Raw genomic sequence first — 23203 nt, forward strand, 5'->3', positions numbered from 1 at the left:
TATTTTATCATCCATACTATTTAATCTTTGTGATTGAGACATATGCTAAACCTCAGAAGAGTTGTATTTTAAAAAAATTAATTGCTACGAAATTCTCATAATCATATCAATTTTCAAAAAATCAATATGCCCGGAGCTTACGGCGCCTCTGGGTACTTAGTCGGAAGCTTCTTGGGCGATAACTTCTGCAGAAGCTTTCACCTTCGAGGTCGATCCGACATCCATCTCTCCAGCTTCATCAGTTCTCCCGAAGGGATCTGATGATCAGCTTTTGAATCCATCATCATCCGTTGAAGTCGCGAGCTTCGACGGGATTGATGGACCAAGATCCGTAGATCTTGGATGGATCTAGATTCCGCGGGTATCATCCTCAGATGATACAGGCTCTAATCTAGATTCCCCAGTTGCATTCCGCCTCCGGGCAAATACTATATCATTAACCATCCTATAAATCTTTAACTTTACCAGATTAATTACCAAATTTCGAAGTTTCGTGATTGTAATCTCAATGTCTCATTCCACATTTTTGAACAAACGCATTTTAATGAGAATAAACGAGAATTGAGAGAAAATCGAGATAATATTAACCAATTTATATAATTATATAGGAGGCAAATTTTAGATATTATAAAATAAAAAATTAAAATTGGATAAGAAGACTTTCGAATTAAAATAAGAGGATTTATATATATTAAGTTATTTTTACTATTTTATGACTTAAATTTTAACTTTTCAAAAAATCGTACTTACTAACAATTAATCTATAAATAATTATTATTTAAATATTATTTTTTAATTATATTTAATTTCTCTCTCGTCTCCCTTATTTTTTCGTTCAAACGTTCAAAATGCTCTTCCATGCGTTCCTTAATCTTTATAAATTGTTCCTTATCTATCTCTCCATTTCTTAATTGTCTTTCTGCATCATCAAGCTGTTGGCGGTATTCTGCCTTAATGGCGTTAAGTTCTTTTATTTTTCTTTCTAGTTTCTCTTCTTTTCCGCCAAACATCGAACGCCCTCCAAATAATCCTGCATATGTATCTATTTAGCATCAGATAAAATTCTCTTGCTTTAAAAATATATCATGAGTTGTAATTTTTTCAGGAAGGAAAAGCTCGAGGCTTTTAACATTAACAACACCTGCCTTGTGTAAATGGGTTAAACAAGAGCAATCAGAGGATCCAAAACCAGGATATGATGGTTGCGTTCCCCAGAGATTAGATACCATCTCATTAAGAAGACATTCCATTCTCTCGTTGCCTCTAATTATGAGAGCTTCAATTGGTCTTGCTTCCTTCAAAAAGTAATCGATGTGCCAGTGCAAATTTTTCTTCTTAGAAAAATGCCTGCCCACTCTTGCTTTTAAAGAACTAAGAGCGCTTCCTGCATAGATGTAGATACCTTTGTCGAATTCCACCTCTCCTAAAGCCCCCACACAAATTATTTTGTTCTCATCCAGCTCCATAACGAGGAGGTATGACCCTTGGTCCTTGATTAATTCCGATTTCAAAGCTATATGACCCCTATTTTATTCTTGTAATTATAAAAGCGCGAGACTGTCCTTATGAATCTTTCTCCTACATGTCTGGTGCTCCTCATTTTGCCTCCTCCTCCCTTCCGACCTCTCCAATTTTGTTAAAAAAATAAATGGCTGAGGATCTAACTTAGAAATATCAACTTGTGCAATGTTATCAATTTAAGCAGATAAATAGAAAAACTCATGACCTGCTTGCGCTCCACCCATATTTCGTTTAAATTTATGGTCATATACCGCTAAAAATAATGTGTAACAGAGAAGCGCCTTAGTGCAAGCGCCTGTTATATGTTAGAAGAAATGGCGCCGAAAATAAATATGATATCAGCGCTGGATAGTTTAGGAAATATCGACTGCATTACACCGTTTAAAGCGTAAATTCCTGCGTTACCGATTTCAATGCAGAAAACGCAATGCGAATGACGTTCTTTCAGTCAAAGTGAAAAATGTTATTTCCTTTCAACTTAGCCTTTTTTCTTTCCAAGCACTTATTCAATAGGAATTCAGTATTTCCTCCCTTTTCTAAGAATGAACAAAGTCTATCTACATCCAAATCCATTCTAAGAATTAGCTAGAGGTTACTCTAGGCAATGGAAAAAATATTTTATTAGTTCAGGCTCAAGGTAGTTCTAGTTTCCACTTGAGATTTTGTCATGATTTTAATCAGCGTGCTTCCTCCTAAGCGTGATGGAGTGATGGTGGCTATATCGCAGAGCTTGCGATCGAAAACATCCAAATTGCAAATATCCTCCCTTGCCTTGTCATATGGAACCTTAACTCTTAAACCGTCCAAATGCAGAACGATTGGAGCGGGACGAAGGGATTCTTTTACATAATCTAAAGTTTCTATGCGCTGTTTAACCTCTGCAGGATGAACGAATAGGGGATCTTCCTCGATTTCCTTCCTTTTCTGCTGAATAATCTTTTGTACCGCCCTGGCTGTCTCCTCCAGTTTAGCGATTTCTTCAGCTCGGCGCATTCTCTCTACTTTACGTCCCACTCCCGTGACTAGTGCCTCACAAAAAGGAAGAGAGGGGATCTCAGGACCACAGACCACAGCTACAGGTATCTCAATTTTTTCGAACAATCTTATTTTATCCTTAACTATGCAATCGGCAAAATTTCCTAACACGAAAACGGCCGCATCGAACTCCTCAATAAAGGCTTTCTCATCAGCACTTATTTGCGCTGTTTGTCTACCTTTTCCCCTCGCCAGACCCATAACCACTGTTATGGCCCCATAACGACGCAAATGTTCTGCTATATCACATATGGGATGAGGCATATGATGTCTGCCCAGTGTAGGTCCAACCACCACGATCTCAGTACCTGCCAATGGAACTTCAACCAATTTCCCCCCTAACTCTCTAGCTTTTGCCTCGATTGCCCCGCGATCTTCAGATGGAATGGCCATGGTCACTGTGATCATTACTTGGATCTGAGTCTTCTGAATGATGAAGCCACCTATATCCTCCACAAGCTCATATAATTCATTTACACGGTATACTCCTCCATCGAACATCAGGACCTCATACATCCATCTCATCCTCCCCGAGATAGCTTCTTTTTTCCGTTTCCAAATTGAGGCCCTGGACCATTTCTCGATGCAAAGCTTCACCTATCTTCATGAATTCATCCTGCATCTCATGTTCTGTGGAAATGACTGTCATCACATCATCTGCAATGAGGTTACGCCTGACTTTAAATCCTTCAGGTAGAAGTCTCCAGATGGCATCCAATACCTCCTTTCTCAGTTCCTCTCCTGGATTTAGCTCTAAATTCTCAAGGCGTGAAATAGGGATGCCATGTGCCAAAATTTCTAGCCGGCTAAGTTGTTCAATCCTTTCCCTCCCAAAGAGCTTCCAAAGCAAAGCCAATAATGGAGGCGCATAGCTCTCATTTCTGATTGCGATATAAGTCGCTCCATCCCTTTCGCTTAAGTCTGCCATTTCAGGAATCTTTAAAGCTTGACGCGCTCGTCTCATTCGAACGGAAACAACAAATAGATGTTTTTCTGGATAAATAAGCAATTTGGCGCCTTCCACTCTGTTAGTTAAACCTAAGTCGATCAAGATGCGTTCGAAAAGCTCGGCATAGATCTCATTGCCATAATCTTCTGATCCTTCTACGACTATATTCATCTATGACCCTCGAGGAATCCCGATGAAAGCAAGGCCGCGCCTACAGCCCCAATATACTGTGAGTTGGGCGGAACGATTGGCTCCTGACCAACTACATTCCCCACTGCTCTCACTAACCCAGAGATTAATGAAGTCCCCCCTACCTGGATCACTGGATGACGCACATCAATTTCTTGCAATTGCTGCTCATAAATTTGCTCAGCTACCGAATGACAGGCCGCCGCGGCCACATCCTCAAGGGAATGCCCTGCGGCTAGTGATGTTACAAGGTCCTGAATTCCAAAAATAGAGCAATATGAATTCATGGGAACTTTCCTATAGTCTCCCTTATCAGCCATCGCGCCAAGTTCTGAGATATCTATCTTCAGGCGTTTCGCTGTTAGCTCTAAAAAGCGACCTGATGCACCGGCGCATATACCTCCCATAGTAAAATTGTCTGGAATGCCATCTCTAACAGTAATCGCTTTATTATCCATGCCTCCTATGTCTATTATTGTTGCCTCGCCTTTTTGTCGATCTGCTAGCCACACTGCACCTTTTGAGTTTACGGTCAGCTCCTCCTGTACCAAATCACATTTGAGCTTCTTACCGATGGTGAATCTGCCATATCCAGTTACGCCAATAGCTTCCAATTGATTTCGATTGACTCCAGCTTCTAATAAGGCTTTCTCTAAAGCCTCCTCGGCGCATTGTATAACTTCGCCTGTGGGATGCCAAAATTTTCCAATTATTTCGTTATCGCGCATGATAAGGGCTTTAGTTGTAGAACTTCCAGAATCAATACCAGCAGTCAGACCAACCTGCCTTTCCCTAGCCAAAAGCTCTTTTCTCTCAACAATAGTAACTAGAGCTTCCATCCTGGTGAGCAATTGGCCACTCTTGGTCCTTTCTGTAAAAGAATATGTAACCACTGGGAGGCGAGAATGCTCCTGAATCCATCTTCTTAACTCATTACGTATTAAGGCCGCTTCAGCGCAACGGAAGCAGGATGAGATAAAAACTGCATCAGCATCATACTTGCCTTCTGTTATAGCGACAGCACGTGCGATCATCAACTTGAGCTGAGCACTAGTAGGATTGAACCCGAATTTTTCCACAGCGCTTTCGATATCTTTGGCATCGACATCTGGATATACCATCTTTGCTCCCACAGTGGCGGCTGCTTTCTCAATCTCTGCCTGTACCCCTGAGTACTCCGTACCACAAGAAAGCTGCGCAACCTTTATCACTTCAAGCCCTCCAAGAATTCTTTGATCCTGGCAACCATTATCTTGGCTTCATCCTCATTAGTAGGATATTTGACTATGATGTGAGGTATCTTTCTCTTTTTTATGTAATAGCGAACCATCTCATCTGTTCGATGACAACCTACACAACCAAATTCAAACGGAGCATCCTCCATGATTATCGCTGCATCCGCTTGATCAATCAACGGACCCCAAACAGCCAAACGACCTCTTATGCCTGATGGTACCTCAATTCCTGCATATTTTAATCCCTTCTTCACATCCTCTGGGGTCACATTGATTGGAGGAGATTCTATCTCCGGATTTGTCACTCTTTCATGAATTGCTCCCATTAAACTAAGAGGTTCATGCCCATACCTTTCTACCAGATCGAATAAGATTAGGCTATTAGGTGGGACGATGAATACTTTCATTTCGACACCTCATCAATGATTTCGCGTAATTTTTTGATAGGTAGCTTCTTTACTTGATTTGGTTCACAAATAGGTTCACCACGAGCTGAAGCTGAAATTCCCTTTTCGATCAATCTCAGACATTCCCATTCTTTTTCCAACTGCGTGAAACCCGGTCTAGATCCATGGTGAGCTCGGCACCTTCGCGTATCGCCTATGGGGAAACCACGAATTTTAGTGAAAATTCTATCTGGATCAAGATTGCGGATCGATTTCAAAGCTTTTCGGACATCATCCTTTTTACCTTCTATCATTGCTCCATAACAAGTCTCTTTTACTGTTATATTCAATCCTAATGAATGAACAGTGCGTGTTATCTGATCGGGTGTGATGGAGGATGAGGGGGAGATGACTATCATGCGAGTCTCCCAATCTTCCTTAGCCATTGCTACCTTCCCCTTTTGATTTTCCCCTAATTTTCCTCTCTGTTGAATTAGCTAATCTAGACTTGGCTCGTTTGCTTGTTTTTTTAGATGGTGGCTCTTTTTCTTGTGCCTCCCGCACATACACGATGTCCCCTTCCTTAAGTCCTTTCATCATATCATCCAGACTGCTAGTAACCTTCCCCACCATATTCGTTCCGTATCTTTCCTCACCTGTAGGTCCGAATTCTTCACTCGGTTCCAATCTTACTCCTATTAGTCCGCGGTTTGGCCGCGACATATTCGTAATTCCGATATCACCCCTCATCGCCTTATCTTTGAATTCGTTTTCCGGAATCAAGTGACCAGCCTCAGAATAATTTCCTTCAAAGGTTATCATAGGCATGTCTTCGAAGGTAAAGTGTACTTTCAAAGTCCCAATTGGTTTATGATCGAGACCCGTCATTTTCCTGAAATATCTGGTACCATGGGGAGCTTTTGCATCATCTAATAAAATTTCATTTACTTTTTCAGGCCTCACCCCATAAGTCTCGATATGATCGCTGTACAAAGCTTCCATAGTAAGCTCTGGCTCTTGCTCGACGATAATTGCATCATCTGCTGTGTCTCCTTCTCTCACTTGATTTAGACCGAAAGACTTGAGAACCTCTTGACCCTGGATTTGGGTCATTCCTATCACCATAACTCGACGAGGTTCGGTCAACACAGTTAATTTGGATCCAGCTGGTGAAAGCCTCAACAATTCCATTCCTTTAATTACTATTCCGACCTTTGAATGCGATGGCGCTAATTGACGGCGAGTCTTGTAGAAATATACTCTACCTTGTCCCGACCCCTCATGTCGTACCGTTACCATGCCAGGTTCCCTGACACTAGTCAATTCAGGTACTAATTTCACGTCAAGGTTCTGAGAACAAGCGGAATAAGTTTCAGTCCTCTCATCTATCGGGATGCTTCCTTTTTGAGTAATTACCAATAAATGTTCAGAATTTACGGGAGATGCTCGCTCTAATTGTATTGATATATAAGTTTCGACACTCATTCCATCTTCAAGAGTTTGCGTTAGATCATCAGTCACGAATGCGTTTCTCTCTGATAGCTCTTCTATTATCGGTTTTATATCGAGTATGACCTCTCCTTCTTTTAATTCATTTAAAAGATGACGCCCAGTTGTAATGCGTCCAATAATTGCACCAGCGGCACCATATATGCCTTCATGGTTCTGACGAGCTATCATTAAATATGAAGTTCGTGAGTCAAAACCACCTAATGCAAAAAAGCAATCATACCGATTGTAAAAGGCTCTATCCCTGCTCAACTCTATTTGAGTAGGAAAGGAGCCAATGGCTGTTACCTTTGAAGTTTGCCATCTTATCGCTTTGCCCTTAATATCAGATAAAATTTCACGGAAAAGATCGGCGTATTTTGAATCGTTCAGCTTCAATCCCATTTTTCCTCTTGGGGTAACCAGTTCAAATTCCCTGGTTTCTTTTTTGATAGCTTCGATAGGTTTCAGCACTGCAATAAGGCTGCCGATCTGATATGGTTGGTCCTCTATGACATCTCTAATAGTGGTGGAAACGGGCACTTCCTTTTTAATACCGTTTACTGTTATTATCATCTGGACGTGGTTCATCGGCCATTAGCCTTAAAATGCTTTTCATCATCATCCCCATGCAAATAGATACTATTTCGTTCATTCTCATTTTATCAAGTCTTAAAATTTAATTCTACATGGCTGAAACTATTTTATTGTGCAAATGGCTTTAATAGCCCTATGGATAAAGAAAAGGTAAAAGAAGTAGTGCGAAAAAAAATAGAAGAAATTCCCGGAATAGTGGCTTTTCAATATCTAGACCAGAAATTTAAAGGAGATATAATAGCCTTGGAAAAGGCAGCCGAAGATAACGGAGCTTGTGGAGGACTTATGCCTTTTATAAACAAAGGTGTTTGGTCATGCATGAGCAAAGAAGAACAGTTTGTTATAGTGGTAAAAGGGGAGACACTTATCCTATCATTGAGTAAAAGTTTGGTTTTTTTAGAAGACCAGGAAGGTCAAGTTATAGGAGAATGGGTTAATCCGAGTAGATTGGAAGAGTTAAAGAAAAAGGACAACGTTTGCTTCCTGAGTGAAGATTTCGTGCTGTATTCCGACGTAAATATCAGAGGAGAACCTAGATTTGTATTACCTGCTGTTGATTTTCATTACTTAGATGACATCGAGGGAGTTGAAAACGTCGTGTCAGGAAGTGTTTCCACATTGGCAGATGAATTCATTAGGGAGAAACTTGGATATTTGTTGGAAAATCATTGGACGCATCTCGTTGGTTTCGATATTAAGAAGCAATAGGAACCTATAAAGTTCGATGTATGTTAGCTAAAATTTTCCTAATTTAATTATTCTGTAACTGTAATGCCATTAGAGAAAGGTTGAAATTTAGTAGCTACATTGTAATTTTTTTCACCTGATTTTAAAGGCAAATGCTTTTTGACTTTGGATATTATCTCATCAAGCTTATGTTGTGGACATGTGACTCCCCTTACAACTCCAGTAACGATATCGACTATTACACCCTTAGTTCCAATATTTTCTGGGCGTGGCATCACGACGCGAGTTTTCACACCGATTTTCGCGAAATCCTCAAAATCCACAGGAGCCTGGCATACTATAATAGCTGGTATATCCACATTACGCAAAATGAGCCTTGCTTTATAGATGATATGATTTCGAACGTTTCCTAAATGAATTATTGCAATCTTAAATTGCTGAATGCGTTTGATCTCAATTTCATCCAATCCAAATATTGAACCGGTTGAAACATCAGGTGCATCATGTGGAACCCCTGCTCCCGCATTAATAACGATGACTGAGGTATCGATGCCTTCTTCCCTTAAGGCATAAGTAATCTCGCATACAGGCTTTGTTATATGCCTTTTTCCTGGGCCCATTGCTATGGCAACTACATCCCTTCCAGATTCTGAGATGGTAGCTCTCTGAGCCATTCCTCCGCCGACACCGAGACCTTTGGATTCACGACATTCAACTACTTTGGTATGACGCCCAATCATTTCTTTCAAGCGATCTCTACCCCGCTTTTCATCATTTCTTCTTTTTCCTCGGCAGTCATATGAGCAACAATTTCTTTCGGATCGCCTAAGGCTACTATCTTACCTTGTTTCATTATTGCAGCTCGGTCACAACAATTAACCACAAAGTCCATGTCGTGCGATACGATTATGAAAGTTTCTCCTAGTTCCTTCCTAGCATTTAGTACACTCTTTGCTACAGATAACTTTGTTATAGGGTCCATAGTCCCGGTTGGCTCATCTAAGATAATTATCCTCGGTTCCCGAATAAGGACTGATGCCATTGCTACCCTTTGCTTTTCTCCTACACTCAAAGTATCTGGATATGCATAAAGTATTTTTTCTATGTCCTTTTTTTCGAATCCCACACTAGATAGCACCTGAATTGCTTTCATTTTAGCAAATTCTGCTGGCATCTTAAGGCCAATACAAGAGGTAAGATTTTGTAACACTGTGTTAAAGGGATATAGCGAATATTCTTGATGCAAAATACCAATGTAAGGTGTAGCTCTCCCTCTCCCCAACTCACCTATTTCATACATGTTCACCCAATCGTCACCTATACGAACTTCGACTACGCCACTGGTTCCTGGTGTTATACCCGCAATCATACGCGAAAGTGTGGTTTTTCCTGCTCCACTAAGTCCTACGAGGCCGAAAATCTCTTTTTCGTTTATCTCGAATGTTACACCATCCACAGCTTTTACGACACCCCTTACTATTGAATAATAATACTTTTTTGCATCAATAACTCGGACAATTGGCCCTCCAATAGGGACGGGTTCTGGATCCTTGGGCGCAAATCCAACCATGAATTCTTTCGTCACCTCTACCGGATTTCCACGCTTCATCATCTCTCCGGCCTCTAACCATATTGCTTTATTTGCCAAACGGTTAATGGCTTTAGGCCAATGCGAAGTAACGACCATCCCCATCTTTGTTTTCTTTGACATATCTACAAGAGTCCGATGTACAATTTCAGCAGTACCTGGATCTAGAGTGCCTGTGGGCTCATCAGCTAAGAATATCAAAGGATCTCTGGCAAGTTGCCGAGCTAAAACGCACCTCTGTTTTTCGCCACCAGATAAATCTCTGGCAATGTGCGTAACCCGATGAGTCATATTTACCATTTTTAGGAGTTCGATGGCCTTGTCCACGCGCTCCTGATCAGTCAATCCCTTATCCATAGCCTCAAAAACATTTTCAATCACGGACATGTCTCCAAAAAGAGCAAACGTCCGCTGTAGCATAATAGCGATGCGCTGTTTTACAGCGATTCGCATCTTATCATTCTCACTTAAGGACCAGAAATCTATATCAATAAGGTTTGTGTCCCCACCACACCTTGTACATTTTGCGCCTTTAAAAGGCAAATCGAGACGCTCGCACGAACTGCAAATATTCATTCTATAAATTACTCTGCCCATGTCGGGCTTATATTCTTGATTACCTCGTAGCATGTTAATAAGTACAGACTTACCTGCTCCGCTCCTCCCTATAAGCCCAAGCACATCTCCAGGATAGATTACAGCGCTGATGTCTCTGAGCACAGTATTTCCATTAAAATTCTTACTGACATTATCAATGATTACTAATGGCTCTGCCTCATCGGGCATATAGTCTGGCGTAGCACCAGTTTAATAATAAAACTTTGCCCAGACGTTAAACATGTGTTAATCAAAAGGAATATTAACATATTTAAGTTAGAAAGCAGGTAAGGTTAGATTTTAACGGCCTGAAATCATTTTGTCAGTGGTTAAATTTATTTGGATGGATGATTTATCCATCCTACCATGCCGCTAATATTTAGCTCATATTTCGCTGGAGGACCGACACCAAAGTTTTCATTGTACCATATTTGGAAAACATACCAAATAATAGATACTCAGGGACCGATAGGAAGGAAAGCCCTAGCTGAAATATTACAAATCGGAGAGGGAAGTACTAGAACAATTCTTGATAAAATGATAAGAGAAGGTTCTGTAGAAAATACAAAAAGAGGGGCAGTGCTTACTGAAAGGGGACGCAAGAGATTGGAGTCTTCAGGAATTCTTACACACCCCATTGAAATTGATGGGATTACAATCGGGAAACACAATTGTGCCGTATTAGTAAAAGGAGGTGCAGATAGGATCAAGCTTGGATGTGAACAGCGTGATGAGGCGGTCAGAGCAGGTGCGGTCGGTGCCACGACATTAATTGTTAAGGAAGGGAAAGTGGTCTTTCCTGGAGATGACGATTTACCAGATCAGGAAATTGTATCTCCTTTAAAAAGAATTTTTGACCTTGAGGATGGTGATGCGATTATAATTGGATCAGCATTCTCATACGAAATTGCAGAGAAGGGTGCCGTTTCTGCCGCCCTAGCTATAGGTAATCAATCCAGGCGTTGTTGGAGTGAAGGCACTACATTACTTTCTCCAGATACGGAGGCTGAAGATTTGAAATGTATAGCTTTGGCCATTCATGAACTTGTTGGGAGACTTCCTTTGGCCATGAGATCGAAAAATCAATATGGAGTTCGCTGCGAAGAAGGGGAGATTGTTGACAGCAATTATACGGGGCCCGTTTTAGAAGAAGCTTTAAAGAAAGGCCAGGTAGTAAGAAGAACGGCAGTATCAGGTCCTTATAGAGGAGTGCCTGTAGTAGTTGTTCCCATCATGAGAAAAAAAGAAGCGATAGCTGCAATAGGAGTGTTTGACATCACACGTGGCTCATTCACTGATTTAATGAACAAGGCTCGTAGGGAGAAATGAAAATGAGCAAAATTTTACTAGAAGAGCAAAGAGTTGTTTTGAATCTTGATCCGGGTGTATGTCGATTCAAAACCAAAATAATTATTTGGAGCGAAAACGGCAAGATAAAATGTGAAATAAATAGTGGGTGCAAACATGTAAAGGATTTCGGCAAAGAAATTGAGACATGCGAAATAATTGAAGCATTACACATGCCGTACTCTGAGAACAGAGTATATTTGGTGGGAGGACGAACATTAAAACATGCTTCCTGCCCAATTCCTATGGCTGTACTCAAAGGATTTGAAGTCGCAGCTGGTCTTGGTCTAAAGAGACCTGTAAGCCTAACTTTTGAATGAGGAATCTGAATTTTCTGAAAGCTCACCTAATAGTATTTTGTCAATAACTGGTGACCAGACAACTGAAGTAGGTCCAGCGAGATACATAGCCACATTCATAGTCTCTCGTAATTCATCTCGTGTAGCTCCTTGCTTAAAAGCCTCTTTAGCATGAACTTCTAAGCATACGTCGCATTTTAAAACCATTGAGATGGCTACCGCAATAAGCTCTTTCTGTTTAAGGGTTAAAGCTCCATCCCGAAATACCTCATGCTTATAACGATAGAGTGCTCTAACAATTGACGGTTCCTGCTTCGCCAAAAGCTCTAAACTCATAAAGTAGTGATGAACTTTTGCGCATAAAATGACTGCCTAAAAAATTTCTAAACAGAAAGATAGAATATATTCTAGCACATTGCTCCGTTCACATGGTAAATCCTGAAGAAGTAATCGATCTTTTAAAGAATATGGAAGGTAGCGTTCACGTTTTCAAATTAGATGATAGTGCGAGAGAAAAGGTGCTCCAAATTGAAGGACAAGTAAAGGCTGCCTTAGGAATCTCATGCATCAATCGAGGAGTCGAAGAGTGCTTAAGAAGACAACATGTTATTGCTATAATTAAAGATAAACGCTTCCGGCCTCCTCCTGAACCTACTGTATTGCTCGTCGCTGACGCGGGGGATACAATATTGGGAAAAGAGATATTCCCACATGAGCGCGATGAATATAAGAATAAACCTAACGTTATCTTCCTATCTGAAGATTTTATAATTTTCACCGATAAGATGCCTAAAAGCAAAGAATATTTTTTAATGCCACCAGTCTCATTTCCAGAGGTAGCGGCTCTTCCTGGCGTTAAGAATTGCGTGTCATGCTCACCTTCACCACCGAGCGATATATTCATTAGAGCGTTGCATGGAGTCCCTGATGATCCAAAACTAGCTAGCATTTTGGTAGGTTATGATGATGGATGATTGACCAAAATTCTGATGTCTTTATGATTCAAAATACTGAATCTAATTTTAATTATTTATAAAAATTATTTATTGCTTATATATGATATTTTTAATAAAATTTATATTATCTTCTAAAAATATTACTTTATTTAAAAAAGATACAAAGAAGATAAAATAAAGGGTTTAAGTGCCAGAGGGTGTAATGCGACTTATGGTCTTCTCAGCTTCTTCAAGCTGTTGCCTAAGCTGCTCCATCTTCTCCAGCTGCTCTTCGAGAGAGGCTTCCTCGAGCTTCTTCACTTTGTATTCGGCTTCTGAGGCAGGTTCTAGATAAGAGGCTTCGTAATAGAGACCATATGTATCGAGCAATACCCATCGACCATCTGGCCTATCAACTACCTCCAATACCTTTCCTACTGTCCCTGTGTTCCGATACTTAGCGAAGTCGCCCGGCTTCATCATTCACCTCATGCGGGAGGTATGATGACGGTCCTCTCGCCTGCGGGCATGAACTCGCGCAGTGCACCACGGCCGAATTCTTTGGTGATGTTCGCGAAGTCGAACGGCAAGTTCTTGTCCGCGAATGCCACCTTGATCAGTGGGTTGCACGCGAAGGCATCGCCCCGTGCTGCATGAGCCGCTGCAGCTATTCCGCCATACCCGGAAAGGTGACCGACGTTCATGGCGTAGTTCGGGTAGTTCGGACCCCTCAGCTCGAATGGTAGGCCCTCGTCGCTCCTGTATGAGAACGAGTTTGCAGCACCGCATTGGTCTTGCAGGTCATATCCATAGAAGCCCAAGCGACCGAGCCTCTCCTTGTGCTGGAACATGGATAGATACCAGCCATTGACCCCGCAGTCTGCATTACCCGTGGCCATAGCGCAAGCGATGCCAGTCGCTGCTGCTGCCACTGTGGCACGCTGTGAGCCACCGAAGTGAGCCTCCATGGCGGCTGGATAGCGCTCATACATCTCCAATGCATAGGAGTTTACCTCGGTTCCTAGTTTCTCAATGTTCTCATATGTCGGCTTGAGCTTCGTAAGACCTCCATACTTGTCGTTAATCAGGTCTACTGCCCAATACGTGTAGTCCTCAAGGATATTGTCAGTATAGGCGGCCGTTGCATATTGAGTGAACCCGACTCCTCCCGACATGTAGGATCCTAGATAGATCTGATCATAGATCACTGCACCCAGCGCTACAGCTTCAAGAGCCTGTCTAGCAGGGTCATCAGGATACTTCCTTAGTGACTGCACCATATCCGCCAGATACCCGAACGGTATTCCACCTGGCTCATTAGGACCACGGGCACGTCGCGCTGGCATCATTGTACCCATCTCAACTACCGAGGCGTGCTTTGCGGCATAGGCGAAGTCTGCGATGGCGGCTTCTCCGGCTGCAAGGCGGTAAGAGGTGATGAATGCCATGGAAATCTGCATAGCAGACCACCTTGACATCGTCGCACCGTCGCAAACGCGCCCTACGATGGTCGGGCAAGCTACCTTCTGCCAGAGCTGGTTACCGATAGCCTCCTTGAGTTGCTTGGCCTGCTCTGCAGGGAACTCCTTGTTGATGTCAATCCTGAATTGCTTGTCAATCTCATCCATCAACTCATCATTCCCTGAGAAGACCTTTACATAGCAGTCTGCGGTTAGAGCAGGGCTGCACTCTGCCATGTGCTCCTGAACGACTGCTCCCCCAGGCATTGTGTGGTTAACTGCCTCGAGGTAGCGGTTTATGGTTTCCGGGGTAACCTCTTTGCCCAATCTCTTCTCAATCACAGTGTGCGCTGTGTCGAGACCCACGATTACAGTCCTTCGAATGTCATCCCATGCCTGCTGCATTGCGGCATTGTTGATAAAGTGCAAGTCGTCCGCTTCAGCATAGATGTCAGTATGGGACAACTGATAGGGCATAAGAACACGCTGTCCCAGGGGAACACCGATGTCCTGATTCATCATTACGATGCCACGTTGCTTAGCTATCTTGTTTGCCTGTTCAACCCATTCTCTTTTCCTCTTAGACTGTTTCCAGCCTCCAAAGGAGTAGTAGCTGGTGTGGACCTCAGTGGGATCCTCCTTGAATTTCTTCTTCATCGCTTTTAAGAATAGCTTCTCTTTCTCCTTGGCCATTGCTCATACCCCCTTAATGTTGAAGGGTTGGAAGCCGCTCATGGTCCTCAGCATGTGTATGCGATTAGTAACCAACATGACTTCCTTGTCCTCCCTCATGTCCACACCATCGGCGCGGAACATGGTGGTCCTCTTCTTGAGCTCCTCCTCCTTCATGGGTTTACCCACAGAAATGGGCTTATCCAATGGGAGAGCGACCTGGTCCTTCACATACTCAACTTCACCCTTCTTGGCATTCCAGCGGTATCTTTGCCAGGCATCGAACATCAGGCCATTCTCATCAAGCCTGCAAGCATGCCCATGCACTGTCGCGCCTCGGATACCAGTCCTAGCAGGGTCAAAGGTCTCATTGTCTATGAGCTCCTTGGCAAGCTTTTCCAGGTCTCTCTCACGCATTTCGATGATTTGCCTACCGGAGAGGGTACCTGTATCGATACCGCGATACCGGCTCATGTACATCCAGGCTCGGACATATGGAACGATAGGCGCAAAGTAGACAGAGTCAGTGAATTGAACATACCTGATCCTGTCTCCTTTCTTGGCACCTTCAATGGGAGTCACTAGCTGCCTTATTGGGCAGTCAGGCTCTGTCCCTTCATCCAGTGGTGGGTGGATGCTCTTATAGTCTTCACCTGGAGCTCTGTGACCAAGTATCTTGACCACGTCATCCATGGCGACGTCTCGGAGCTTCTCCAATTTTACTTTTGGGTCCAGGAACTTTCTCCTGTTCTTAGCAGGAATGGTGGTTCCAGGATAGAATTGTCTCTCATACTTTGCCATTATGAACACCTCTTTTTTGCATAATCGGTAACAGTTGGCCTAAATTTTGAATATCTTCCAACCTCTAGGTCGAATCCGAACGGGAGCAATTCCTCGCAAATAGACTCTATTTCCTTAAGGGCTTCATTAACATGTTCGATATCATCTATTTCAACGAAGATTCGCCCTACCATGATGCGTAGTTCGGTTTCCTTGCCTTTGATTTTGATCTTCCTTCTCTCGGGATGATTCACTGGGATTCCTGCTGCAGGTCCCTGAGTCACCATTTCTGGAAGGCTTTCGCCTTGGCAATTTACTTGCCTAACGTGCTTTACATCGTACAATCGGTTAATTAGTTTCTCAGATGTGGCAGCGGAGAGAAGCCTTGAAGGCATTATCATGATCTCTGGCAATGGAACGGCCTCAGGGGCTGGAGAACCTTTCATTAGGCCACCTCATCCTTTATCTTTTTTGCCTCCTTACCGACCACCTTAAAGGGCGCCTTGAATTCTGGAATGTCGCCAAAGACATCTCTAACCAATGAGGATGTGCTCTCTGGTGAGAAGTATTGGGTTCCAGCATCAAGTGCGCAGCCCGCTGCAATCACAGGAATGACTGTGCCTTTCGCATGCTTTGTCACTACGTGGTTTCCGTGGAATAGCCCAGGACCACCACCACCGTAGATAGAGTGGCTGAAGAATGACATACCCACTGATGTACCCATGGCGCGACCATAATCCACTCCTGGCAATCCGGTCTCATGTTCAACCAAGTCATTATAGTACAAAATCGTCGAGGGTACACCTTGTGAAGCCCTAGCAGCACCGCAGTTTACCATTATGGCAGCTAACATGCCAGTTGCCACATAGGCGTTCCAGAGGGGCATATCATTGGTGGTGAACACCTTGTAGCCCGAGGGCAATTTCTCCTTCACCTTAATGACTTTGTCCTCAAGAGCACGGCCTACGAGGCTCTCAACAACTGTACCAACGGTCCCAGTCTTCCCATTCTCTTTGACCAAATCGTAGGTTATGTTGTTAGCGTTCAGTCCTTGGTAGGCTAAGGCTAGTAAGTGTTGGCGCTCGAATGGTCCAATGGCATCTCCCATTTCGAAAGATGCGGTGTTCTCGAAAATGCTGGCCAACGCAGCAGCCACCATGGCATTCTTTCCTGAGAGCGCGACAATATGGTTAGCCATGATGTTTCTTAGGGCATATCCAGCTCCTTCGTTGTTCTGAGGCACTTCCAGGATTGATTTCAAGTTTGAGCCCAGGAAGTTCAGAGTCTGAGGATATCTTCCCCAAACTGCTGCCTTAACCATGTTGGCTTTATGCATTGGTACCTCGTACATATCGATGATCGCCTGAGTCAATGCCGCTGCAGCTGCAGTGAATCCTGTTGTATATTCGACTCCTGCGTCCAACCTTATCGTTGGAACCATGACGATCATTCTCTTTCCTTCCATTATCACTCTCACTTCTGTGTCATCGTCCTTGGAAACCTTCAGGATGTCTTTGACCGCTTTGGCCAACTTTTCGGCATCCTTAACCACCGGGGCATCGATTTCCTTGCCTTTGATATAACCGCCACCAACCCTACCGGTCTTGAGACTCTTCTCAATCCCAGTCATATCGACGGCAATCGTCCTCTTGGCAAGGTTCCCGATGCGCATGATGGCTGGATTTCTCAAAGGACTTATCGCTTCCAAGGGCAACTCTTTCTCTATGAGTTTACCCCTGTCATCGTACAAGTCTATCTTGTCCTTGTATTTCGCCATTCTTTGCCTCCTTTTATTTTGAAAAACTCGATTTCCACCTAAGGTCGCAAGACTTTGTAAACATCCCCCTAACCCGCTTCCTTTTGGTGAAAATCGGTTCCCCTTGCTCAGAACTCTAAATGAAAAATATCAATATATATCTACTGCTGGATGGATAATCCATCCATAGATAAACAATTGCTTACCTTTTTTCATTACCAGTTAACGATTGGATATATATTATTATTACTAAATATATTTTGATTTATCCTGTTAACACACATCCTTTTTAACGCCATTAAATCTAAATTAATGGCTGTTAAATTAGTCTTTTTTAATTACCTGCATGTTTATTATTTATTGTATCTTCTATGATTATTATTGACATTCTTTCTTACGCTCTTTAAAGCATTAATCACATCTATAGCGTCTTTTTCTTTCAAATCTACATAATTTTGATTAAACATTGTTTTCAACCTGTGAACAGTCTTCTCATCGAGAATTTTCTTCGCGTATTGAAACATTGTCTCTTTGTTTCTCTTTGGATAATAAACATCTTTTAATTTTTCAATTATTTTATTTTTTTGAGACCAGTTAAGAATATTTTTTTCAACTGCCAACTCGAGATTATATCTTAAATTTACCAATGGCTCAGACAAGGGTTCATAAGTTTCGGGATCGAAAATTAGAGCTACTTCGTCATCTCCTTCTAACTCCCTTTGAACATACATTTGATATATTTTTCCTATACCTATCATTCCAAAAGACTTTAGCTCATACGCACGAAGTGCACCCATACTTGAACCGCCAAAAATTTTTACTCCCGCCCGAATTTTATCAACTATTTCTCTATGTCCTACTGCAGCTTCCTCAAAAAATACGCCATCTATTATTCCAATCAATTTTACATTTGAATCTAAATTTGGAAGATCTCCCCTTTTTACGGGGGGTAAGATATTAGTTTCAGTTCCTAGTAATTTCATCGCCATCTCACGTTTTAAGCTTGGCCCTATGAATACAACTGACTCAAACATTCAGCCCCCTCTTGAACGATTTCCCATTCTTTCCTCATCCATGGCATATACTTCCATTCCTGGAATTATTACTCTAACTACAGGTACACCTAACTCTTTTCTAGTCAAATTTACAGCAATCAACCGTTTAAATCCTCGGGATTTGAGTATATCAATGATTACCATTAAATCTTCAAATAAGTCAGGCGTATCCAAATTATTATAGGATGATAATGGCTTAATCCTAGTTGAACTCGAAAACCACATTGCGTTTAAACGTTTCATTTTTTCATATCCTAAAGATCTAGAGCTCGAAGCACGAACAGTATCCTCTCTGGCACCGTGAATTTGTGTGACTCTGCTCTGAGCTACTTCAGTCAACGCGCGGATTAGTGCGATTCTAGGATTAAGATGAGTACCTATACCCAGACATAGCAGAGCTGCATCTTTCATCCGAACATCATCAGCAGCAGCTGCAAATGTAGGTATACCTAAATCACTTGTTAGGTCCTTTAAATAAATATCTATTTCTTGCGATATAAATTTCTCGAGAATAGAACGAATTAATTTGTCATCATGAGGTTGTTCAATATCCCCCCGCAATTGACGCCTCATCTCACATATGGACCAAGCATCTCTTTCTATGACCTCACATGCTCCATGAACTATTGCCTCTTCCAAAGTATTTCCAGAGGCTAAGCCATTTGTATTTGTCCGGAAAAGTGGCATATCTAATTTAGAATTATAAGGGTGAAATACAGCGCATGCTGGAACATATATTGGTTCTTTTTCTTGAAGGTCATAACCTTTCACCCAAGCGATATTTTGATAAAATAAATGAGGAATTGTGCGCAAAGGTAGAATTAGGTCTCTTGGATCAACACAATTATGTGATGAAAGCATATCTTCAAGATTTTTTCTTACTATTTCATCACCTCTAACTTCTCCACTATATCTTTCCAAAGCTTCCATTATCGCCGAAACCTTAGCCTGAATTTTTGATGCACCTTTGCCATTATAAACGCTAATAGCTCCCGATTGAGCATCTGGACGAATACTAGAATATACTGGGATTCCAACTCTATCTAAACCTGTGATATCAGCGACTCGAGTTACGCCTGCTATTGGGCATAGAGGCTCAATTCTTTTTAAAGTGGTCAAAGGATCCACTGTGCGGTGGCCATCTTCAGTGTAGAGTTTAGGAGCTGGGCCCAGAATCATAAAAACCCCAAAGACATAGCGCTGTATAAAAAATGATTAGCTTTATTTCGGGGGCATATGAAAGGAAAACAAGTCTAGTTCTGCATTCGGATTAAGAGGTATCTTCTCAATTAAAATATCTACTTCAACATTTTGAATATTGGTCAATTTTAAAAGACGATTTTGAATTAAATCATAAAGCGAATCTACACTTCTTACATAAACCTCACATAAAAGGCTGTGGTCACCAAAAACCTTGTGTACATACTCAATCTCCTGAAATTTTGATAATTCTTCTATTACAGATCCTATTGCAGGGCCGATAACTTCAAGGCCAATGATGGCTCGCATTAGTCCCATCCTTGATGTGTTAGTTAAAATTGTATAACCTGCGATTATATCCAACTCTTCCAATTTAGCTATTCTTCTGCTTACCGTAGCTTTTGATATTCCTAATTTTGTAGCTATAGAACTTAAGCTTTCTCTGGAGTTCTGACGAAGAATTTTGAGTATTTCTAAATCTGTAACATCCATAATATCCCCTATGATTAATGTTGCATCTTTTTATATAGTTAAGTTACTTTTGTTTCGAATACATGTGTGATATTTTCATAAAAGAATTTAGTAAAAAAATAAAATAATGATATTAAATAACCATAATTTAAAAAAAATAAAAATAACGAAAATTTAGGATTTCTGTCTTGATTTGGGAATCGGTCCTGCTGAGAATTGCTTTAACGCTTTAGCGACTTCGGTGAGTCTTTGTCTCGGAATTCCAACCAACATTTCTTCAGGTTTGATATCCGTTGTTTTTCGACAGCCAAAGCAGCCCAACGATATGTTAATATTGCCTGTTTTAATTGGTACAACGGTTGAATCTGCGCATGTTGCTTGCACAGAAGCCATCTCAACTGTGATCCTTCCTCCCATACTAAACGTCGAAGCGGCAGGAACTAACCAGAATATCTGCTCAGGAAGCCCGACAACGACTACAACATCCGGGTTTAGGGTGGCTTGGCTTAAGGGAGCGAGCGCTGTCGCAGCATTACTTAAAGGTTCAAGCTGAGGTCTAATTGAAATAGTCTTCGCAGCTGCTTCTGGCGTCTCATACATACCCATATTATGATGAAACTCTCCCGCTTTGACTTTTTCAGGTAACGGGACTATACCCAATGCACTTCCTCCCACGGGACAAGCCTGTTTATCAGCCGGAACAGTTAATTTCTCGCCTTTTCTTGCCCTCATGATTGCTTGACAATGTCTAATAGGGGTTTCGGGAATTTTATAACCCTCTGGCAACTGCTGACCTTTTTTAATCAATGTAATCGCGACTGGTTCTGTACTCAATCCTAAAGACTCCACCAACAATTTCGACAATTCCTTGCAATCCATAAACGAATTACCTCCGAAATTTCTTAGTGTTGCTTAATTACTTATAACTTCGTTTTTTTTAGAAGTTGAATGTTTAAAAATGTTATTTAAAAGCATAAAAATATATTTTTCAAGAGAAGGACTATAAATACTCATAATCTAATTTTTACATTAGTTATTCATGAAAAGCGAACCTAGATGGCCAGTCATACCTGGAGAATATGTCATAGGGGCAAAATCGAGTCCAATTGCTATTTTAATCATAGGCCGGGGTTTTGTAGACCTACCTCCTGATAATTTTGCCATTATTGGTTCATTAAAAACTGAAAATATTGGTTTGGAAATGGTTATAGCCAATATTGTTAGTAATCCAAGAATTCGTTTTCTCATTATTTGTGGTAAAGAAGAATTTGGTCATTTTCCAGCGGATGCTATTATGAAATTATGGAAAAATGGAATAGACAAAAATAAAAGAATTAAAGAAGCCCGCTCAGCAATTCCTTATTTATGTAATATTAACGAAGAAGTCATTCAAAGATTTAGGAAACAAGTTCAAATCATCGATTTAGTATACCCAAAAGATGCTGATGAAATAATTGCGTACGATCCTATATATATTTTTGAGAATGAAAGGAAAGAAGAATTGTTAGAAAAAATAAAAAAGTGCAAAGATTCTGATCCAGGAATATTTCCAGCAGAACCAATTCTTATCGATAATGAGATATTTTGTATGGATACACATAAAATAATAAGAACAATTGACCGATTGGCTTTGGATTTTACGGATCAAATGCTTAGGTTGCCAAGTGAAAAATTATCTACAGATGCATCACTGATAGCCATTTCTGAAAATCCATCGGTCATCCTTGACCCTGTAGATGGAATTGTAGTAGAAGTCCCGTCTATAAATTTTATTTATAAACTTAAATTATATTATCGAGGTGAGTGCTAATGATTAAATTTTTGAATAATCAGACCACGTTTAACATTGGAAGAGTAAAATTTGGTGGCCAACCCGGAAAGCGAAGAGTTGTTTTAATTGGTTCCATATTTTATCCAAGACATAGTATCGTTTTAGATAGAATTAATGGAATTGTAAAACCTGGTTCTGTGGAGATGCTGCTAGAACAGAGTGAAAGAGCGTCTTTAGAAACAGGATGTCCATATGCCATAATGATTTATGGTGAAACAAAAAAAGCAATTAGGAATTATTTAGAAATAATATCAGACTTATTTTCAGGGCCAATTTTTATCGATTCTCCAAGTGCGGAAGTACGTATAGCTGGAATAAACTGGGCAAAAGAAGCTGGCATTGAAGATAGAATAGTGTACAACACAATAAATGCAGGGATTAAACCAGAAGAATGGGAGGCTTTGGAAAACAATAATATTCAAAATGCTGTTATATTGGCTTTTAATCCTGGCGATCTTCAAAGCAAAGGAAAAATATATTTATTAGAAAATGGAAGTAACTTTTTACCTGAAGGATTAATTGAATTAGCAAAGAAACACGGAATAACAAGACCACTACTTGATATGGCAGTAATGTCATATGAACAGGGTGCAGGTCATTCAATACGTGCAATAATGATTGCAAAAGCTAAATGGGGTTTTCCAACCGGATGTGCCATACATAACGCTGTTGAGTCTTATCCCCTTTTAACTAAAATTAAAAATGAAGATAAAAAAATTTTCAATTTTGTCGATGTAGCTGCGACGGTTATACCCATCATGACTGGAGCCGATTTCTTAATTTATGGCCCCATTGAGTATGCACGTCGCATGATGTACGCTGCTACATTCGCAGATGCTCTTTTAGAGCAATCGGCAAGCGAAATATGGTGAATTTAATATAATAATTAAGTTTAGAATTTATTATTCATTAATATAAAATAATATAATTGTTAAATAATTAAATGCATTTATGCAAGATTTAAAAAATTTCCGATCATTGTAACTCCATGATCTGTGAGAAAACTTTCAGGATGAAACTGTATTCCATGAAGGGGGAACTCGGGATGTGAAATCCCCATTATTACATTGTCATCGCTGAATGCGGTTATTTTTAAAGGGCCATCTGAGGGGATAATCATCAAAG

Annotated in this window: 26 protein-coding genes; 6 read left to right on the forward strand and 20 right to left on the reverse strand. The window is 41.1% G+C overall.

Annotation, left to right across the window (positions count from 1 at the left end):
- Positions 1 to 785: 785 nt before the first annotated feature.
- From QW520_06940 to QW520_06975, 8 genes are all read right to left on the reverse strand, one after another.
- Complete coding sequence (locus QW520_06940) at positions 786 to 1010, reverse strand: hypothetical protein (protein ID MEM0449537.1); 225 nt, start codon at positions 1008 to 1010, stop codon at positions 786 to 788.
- 42 nt (positions 1011 to 1052) lie between these two features.
- Positions 1053 to 1466, reverse strand: a complete 414-nt coding sequence (locus QW520_06945) for a GIY-YIG nuclease family protein (GenBank protein ID MEM0449538.1) — start codon at positions 1464 to 1466, stop codon at positions 1053 to 1055.
- 676 nt (positions 1467 to 2142) lie between these two features.
- Positions 2143 to 3081: a methyl-coenzyme M reductase family protein gene (locus QW520_06950; GenBank protein ID MEM0449539.1), complete on the reverse strand. Its 939-nt coding sequence runs from the start codon at positions 3079 to 3081 to the stop codon at positions 2143 to 2145.
- Entirely contained in the window at positions 3065 to 3676 is a 612-nt protein-coding gene (locus tag QW520_06955; GenBank protein MEM0449540.1) for a methanogenesis marker 17 protein, read from the reverse strand. The genes QW520_06950 and QW520_06955 overlap by 17 nt, the downstream gene beginning before the upstream one ends.
- The gene (locus QW520_06960) at positions 3673 to 4905 is read right to left on the reverse strand and encodes a methanogenesis marker 15 protein (protein MEM0449541.1); all 1233 of its coding nucleotides are present in this window, start codon (positions 4903 to 4905) and stop codon (positions 3673 to 3675) included. The genes QW520_06955 and QW520_06960 overlap by 4 nt, the downstream gene beginning before the upstream one ends.
- Positions 4902 to 5336 (reverse strand): methanogenesis marker 5 protein, encoded by a 435-nt coding sequence (locus tag QW520_06965; GenBank protein ID MEM0449542.1) that lies wholly within the window; start codon positions 5334 to 5336, stop codon positions 4902 to 4904. Before QW520_06965 ends, QW520_06960 begins: the two co-directional genes overlap by 4 nt.
- Positions 5333 to 5761, reverse strand: coding sequence for a methanogenesis marker 6 protein (locus tag QW520_06970; protein ID MEM0449543.1), 429 nt, complete (start codon positions 5759 to 5761; stop codon positions 5333 to 5335). The genes QW520_06965 and QW520_06970 overlap by 4 nt, the downstream gene beginning before the upstream one ends.
- Positions 5754 to 7394: a methanogenesis marker 3 protein gene (locus QW520_06975; GenBank protein MEM0449544.1), complete on the reverse strand. Its 1641-nt coding sequence runs from the start codon at positions 7392 to 7394 to the stop codon at positions 5754 to 5756. The genes QW520_06970 and QW520_06975 overlap by 8 nt, the downstream gene beginning before the upstream one ends.
- A gap of 141 nt (positions 7395 to 7535) precedes the next feature.
- Between QW520_06975 and QW520_06980 the strand changes: the two genes are divergently transcribed.
- Positions 7536 to 8108 (forward strand): hypothetical protein, encoded by a 573-nt coding sequence (locus QW520_06980; protein ID MEM0449545.1) that lies wholly within the window; start codon positions 7536 to 7538, stop codon positions 8106 to 8108.
- A gap of 47 nt (positions 8109 to 8155) precedes the next feature.
- Here the strand turns inward: QW520_06980 and mcrC are convergent, their stop codons facing one another.
- Together mcrC and atwA are read right to left on the reverse strand one after the other, a co-directional pair.
- Positions 8156 to 8827 (reverse strand): methyl-coenzyme M reductase I operon protein C, encoded by a 672-nt coding sequence (gene mcrC, locus QW520_06985; GenBank protein MEM0449546.1) that lies wholly within the window; start codon positions 8825 to 8827, stop codon positions 8156 to 8158.
- A 5-nt stretch (positions 8828 to 8832) separates the two neighbouring features.
- Positions 8833 to 10461 carry a methyl coenzyme M reductase system, component A2 gene (gene atwA, locus QW520_06990; protein MEM0449547.1) on the reverse strand — a complete coding sequence of 543 codons (1629 nt, stop codon included), beginning with the start codon at positions 10459 to 10461 and terminating at the stop codon, positions 8833 to 8835.
- A gap of 177 nt (positions 10462 to 10638) precedes the next feature.
- Between atwA and QW520_06995 the strand changes: the two genes are divergently transcribed.
- Complete coding sequence (locus QW520_06995) at positions 10639 to 11601, forward strand: DUF2111 domain-containing protein (GenBank protein ID MEM0449548.1); 963 nt, start codon at positions 10639 to 10641, stop codon at positions 11599 to 11601.
- A complete protein-coding gene (locus QW520_07000) occupies positions 11598 to 11939 on the forward strand; it encodes a hypothetical protein (protein MEM0449549.1) in 342 nt (113 codons plus the stop codon). Before QW520_06995 ends, QW520_07000 begins: the two co-directional genes overlap by 4 nt.
- Here QW520_07000 and QW520_07005 read toward each other — a convergent pair.
- Positions 11925 to 12254, reverse strand: coding sequence for a carboxymuconolactone decarboxylase family protein (locus QW520_07005; protein MEM0449550.1), 330 nt, complete (start codon positions 12252 to 12254; stop codon positions 11925 to 11927). The genes QW520_07000 and QW520_07005 overlap by 15 nt on opposite strands.
- 131 nt (positions 12255 to 12385) lie before the next feature.
- Here QW520_07005 and QW520_07010 point away from each other — a divergent pair, with 131 nt between their 5' ends.
- On the forward strand, positions 12386 to 12892 hold the full coding sequence (locus QW520_07010) for a hypothetical protein (protein MEM0449551.1): 507 nt from the start codon (positions 12386 to 12388) through the stop codon (positions 12890 to 12892).
- A 165-nt stretch (positions 12893 to 13057) separates the two neighbouring features.
- Here the strand turns inward: QW520_07010 and QW520_07015 are convergent, their stop codons facing one another.
- From QW520_07015 to QW520_07055, 9 genes are all read right to left on the reverse strand, one after another.
- On the reverse strand, positions 13058 to 13336 hold the full coding sequence (locus tag QW520_07015) for a DUF2098 family protein (GenBank protein MEM0449552.1): 279 nt from the start codon (positions 13334 to 13336) through the stop codon (positions 13058 to 13060).
- 5 nt (positions 13337 to 13341) lie between these two features.
- Complete coding sequence (gene mcrA, locus QW520_07020; protein MEM0449553.1) at positions 13342 to 15006, reverse strand: coenzyme-B sulfoethylthiotransferase subunit alpha; 1665 nt, start codon at positions 15004 to 15006, stop codon at positions 13342 to 13344.
- A gap of 3 nt (positions 15007 to 15009) precedes the next feature.
- Positions 15010 to 15786, reverse strand: coding sequence for a coenzyme-B sulfoethylthiotransferase subunit gamma (gene mcrG, locus QW520_07025; protein ID MEM0449554.1), 777 nt, complete (start codon positions 15784 to 15786; stop codon positions 15010 to 15012).
- Positions 15786 to 16211 (reverse strand): methyl-coenzyme M reductase operon protein D, encoded by a 426-nt coding sequence (gene mcrD / locus QW520_07030; GenBank protein ID MEM0449555.1) that lies wholly within the window; start codon positions 16209 to 16211, stop codon positions 15786 to 15788. Before mcrD ends, mcrG begins: the two co-directional genes overlap by 1 nt.
- Positions 16211 to 17542 carry a coenzyme-B sulfoethylthiotransferase subunit beta gene (gene mcrB / locus QW520_07035; protein MEM0449556.1) on the reverse strand — a complete coding sequence of 444 codons (1332 nt, stop codon included), beginning with the start codon at positions 17540 to 17542 and terminating at the stop codon, positions 16211 to 16213. The genes mcrD and mcrB overlap by 1 nt, the downstream gene beginning before the upstream one ends.
- A gap of 332 nt (positions 17543 to 17874) precedes the next feature.
- Positions 17875 to 18555: a TfuA-related McrA-glycine thioamidation protein gene (locus tag QW520_07040; GenBank protein ID MEM0449557.1), complete on the reverse strand. Its 681-nt coding sequence runs from the start codon at positions 18553 to 18555 to the stop codon at positions 17875 to 17877.
- On the reverse strand, positions 18556 to 19755 hold the full coding sequence (locus QW520_07045) for a YcaO-related McrA-glycine thioamidation protein (GenBank protein MEM0449558.1): 1200 nt from the start codon (positions 19753 to 19755) through the stop codon (positions 18556 to 18558).
- A gap of 42 nt (positions 19756 to 19797) precedes the next feature.
- The gene (locus QW520_07050) at positions 19798 to 20268 is read right to left on the reverse strand and encodes an Lrp/AsnC family transcriptional regulator (protein MEM0449559.1); all 471 of its coding nucleotides are present in this window, start codon (positions 20266 to 20268) and stop codon (positions 19798 to 19800) included.
- A gap of 153 nt (positions 20269 to 20421) precedes the next feature.
- Positions 20422 to 21126 (reverse strand): DUF169 domain-containing protein, encoded by a 705-nt coding sequence (locus tag QW520_07055; protein ID MEM0449560.1) that lies wholly within the window; start codon positions 21124 to 21126, stop codon positions 20422 to 20424.
- Positions 21127 to 21286: 160 nt separating this feature from the next.
- Between QW520_07055 and QW520_07060 the strand changes: the two genes are divergently transcribed.
- Together QW520_07060 and QW520_07065 are read left to right on the forward strand one after the other, a co-directional pair.
- Positions 21287 to 22057, forward strand: a complete 771-nt coding sequence (locus QW520_07060; protein MEM0449561.1) for a hypothetical protein — start codon at positions 21287 to 21289, stop codon at positions 22055 to 22057.
- Positions 22057 to 22950 (forward strand): hypothetical protein, encoded by an 894-nt coding sequence (locus QW520_07065; protein MEM0449562.1) that lies wholly within the window; start codon positions 22057 to 22059, stop codon positions 22948 to 22950. Before QW520_07060 ends, QW520_07065 begins: the two co-directional genes overlap by 1 nt.
- The last annotated feature ends 253 nt before the right edge of the window (positions 22951 to 23203 follow it).

Source organism: Methanomassiliicoccales archaeon, assembly GCA_038740345.1.
Taxonomy (GTDB): Archaea; Thermoplasmatota; Thermoplasmata; order Methanomassiliicoccales; family UBA472; genus JAJRAN01.

Excerpts from the sequence above, each read along its gene's own strand:
- QW520_06995 (MEM0449548.1), top strand. The coding sequence starts at position 10,639 with ATGCCGCTAATATTTAGCTCATATTTCGCTGGAGGACCGACACCAAAG.
- mcrA (MEM0449553.1), bottom strand. The coding sequence starts at position 15,006 with ATGGCCAAGGAGAAAGAGAAGCTATTCTTAAAAGCGATGAAGAAGAAA.
- QW520_06955 (MEM0449540.1), bottom strand. The coding sequence starts at position 3,676 with ATGAATATAGTCGTAGAAGGATCAGAAGATTATGGCAATGAGATCTAT.
- QW520_07005 (MEM0449550.1), bottom strand. The coding sequence starts at position 12,254 with ATGAGTTTAGAGCTTTTGGCGAAGCAGGAACCGTCAATTGTTAGAGCA.
- QW520_07055 (MEM0449560.1), bottom strand. The coding sequence starts at position 21,126 with ATGGATTGCAAGGAATTGTCGAAATTGTTGGTGGAGTCTTTAGGATTG.
- QW520_07065 (MEM0449562.1), top strand. The coding sequence starts at position 22,057 with ATGATTAAATTTTTGAATAATCAGACCACGTTTAACATTGGAAGAGTA.
- QW520_06950 (MEM0449539.1), bottom strand. The coding sequence starts at position 3,081 with ATGAGATGGATGTATGAGGTCCTGATGTTCGATGGAGGAGTATACCGT.
- mcrD (MEM0449555.1), bottom strand. The coding sequence starts at position 16,211 with ATGAAAGGTTCTCCAGCCCCTGAGGCCGTTCCATTGCCAGAGATCATG.
- QW520_06970 (MEM0449543.1), bottom strand. The coding sequence starts at position 5,761 with ATGGCTAAGGAAGATTGGGAGACTCGCATGATAGTCATCTCCCCCTCA.
- QW520_07010 (MEM0449551.1), top strand. The coding sequence starts at position 12,386 with ATGGAAGGTAGCGTTCACGTTTTCAAATTAGATGATAGTGCGAGAGAA.
- mcrB (MEM0449556.1), bottom strand. The coding sequence starts at position 17,542 with ATGGCGAAATACAAGGACAAGATAGACTTGTACGATGACAGGGGTAAA.
- QW520_06965 (MEM0449542.1), bottom strand. The coding sequence starts at position 5,336 with ATGAAAGTATTCATCGTCCCACCTAATAGCCTAATCTTATTCGATCTG.
- QW520_07060 (MEM0449561.1), top strand. The coding sequence starts at position 21,287 with ATGAAAAGCGAACCTAGATGGCCAGTCATACCTGGAGAATATGTCATA.
- QW520_07000 (MEM0449549.1), top strand. The coding sequence starts at position 11,598 with ATGAAAATGAGCAAAATTTTACTAGAAGAGCAAAGAGTTGTTTTGAAT.
- QW520_07015 (MEM0449552.1), bottom strand. The coding sequence starts at position 13,336 with ATGATGAAGCCGGGCGACTTCGCTAAGTATCGGAACACAGGGACAGTA.
- atwA (MEM0449547.1), bottom strand. The coding sequence starts at position 10,461 with ATGCCCGATGAGGCAGAGCCATTAGTAATCATTGATAATGTCAGTAAG.
- mcrC (MEM0449546.1), bottom strand. The coding sequence starts at position 8,827 with ATGATTGGGCGTCATACCAAAGTAGTTGAATGTCGTGAATCCAAAGGT.
- QW520_07040 (MEM0449557.1), bottom strand. The coding sequence starts at position 18,555 with ATGTTTGAGTCAGTTGTATTCATAGGGCCAAGCTTAAAACGTGAGATG.
- QW520_06975 (MEM0449544.1), bottom strand. The coding sequence starts at position 7,394 with ATGAACCACGTCCAGATGATAATAACAGTAAACGGTATTAAAAAGGAA.
- QW520_06940 (MEM0449537.1), bottom strand. The coding sequence starts at position 1,010 with ATGTTTGGCGGAAAAGAAGAGAAACTAGAAAGAAAAATAAAAGAACTT.
- mcrG (MEM0449554.1), bottom strand. The coding sequence starts at position 15,786 with ATGGCAAAGTATGAGAGACAATTCTATCCTGGAACCACCATTCCTGCT.
- QW520_07045 (MEM0449558.1), bottom strand. The coding sequence starts at position 19,755 with ATGATTCTGGGCCCAGCTCCTAAACTCTACACTGAAGATGGCCACCGC.
- QW520_06945 (MEM0449538.1), bottom strand. The coding sequence starts at position 1,466 with ATGGAGCTGGATGAGAACAAAATAATTTGTGTGGGGGCTTTAGGAGAG.
- QW520_06980 (MEM0449545.1), top strand. The coding sequence starts at position 7,536 with ATGGATAAAGAAAAGGTAAAAGAAGTAGTGCGAAAAAAAATAGAAGAA.
- QW520_07050 (MEM0449559.1), bottom strand. The coding sequence starts at position 20,268 with ATGGATGTTACAGATTTAGAAATACTCAAAATTCTTCGTCAGAACTCC.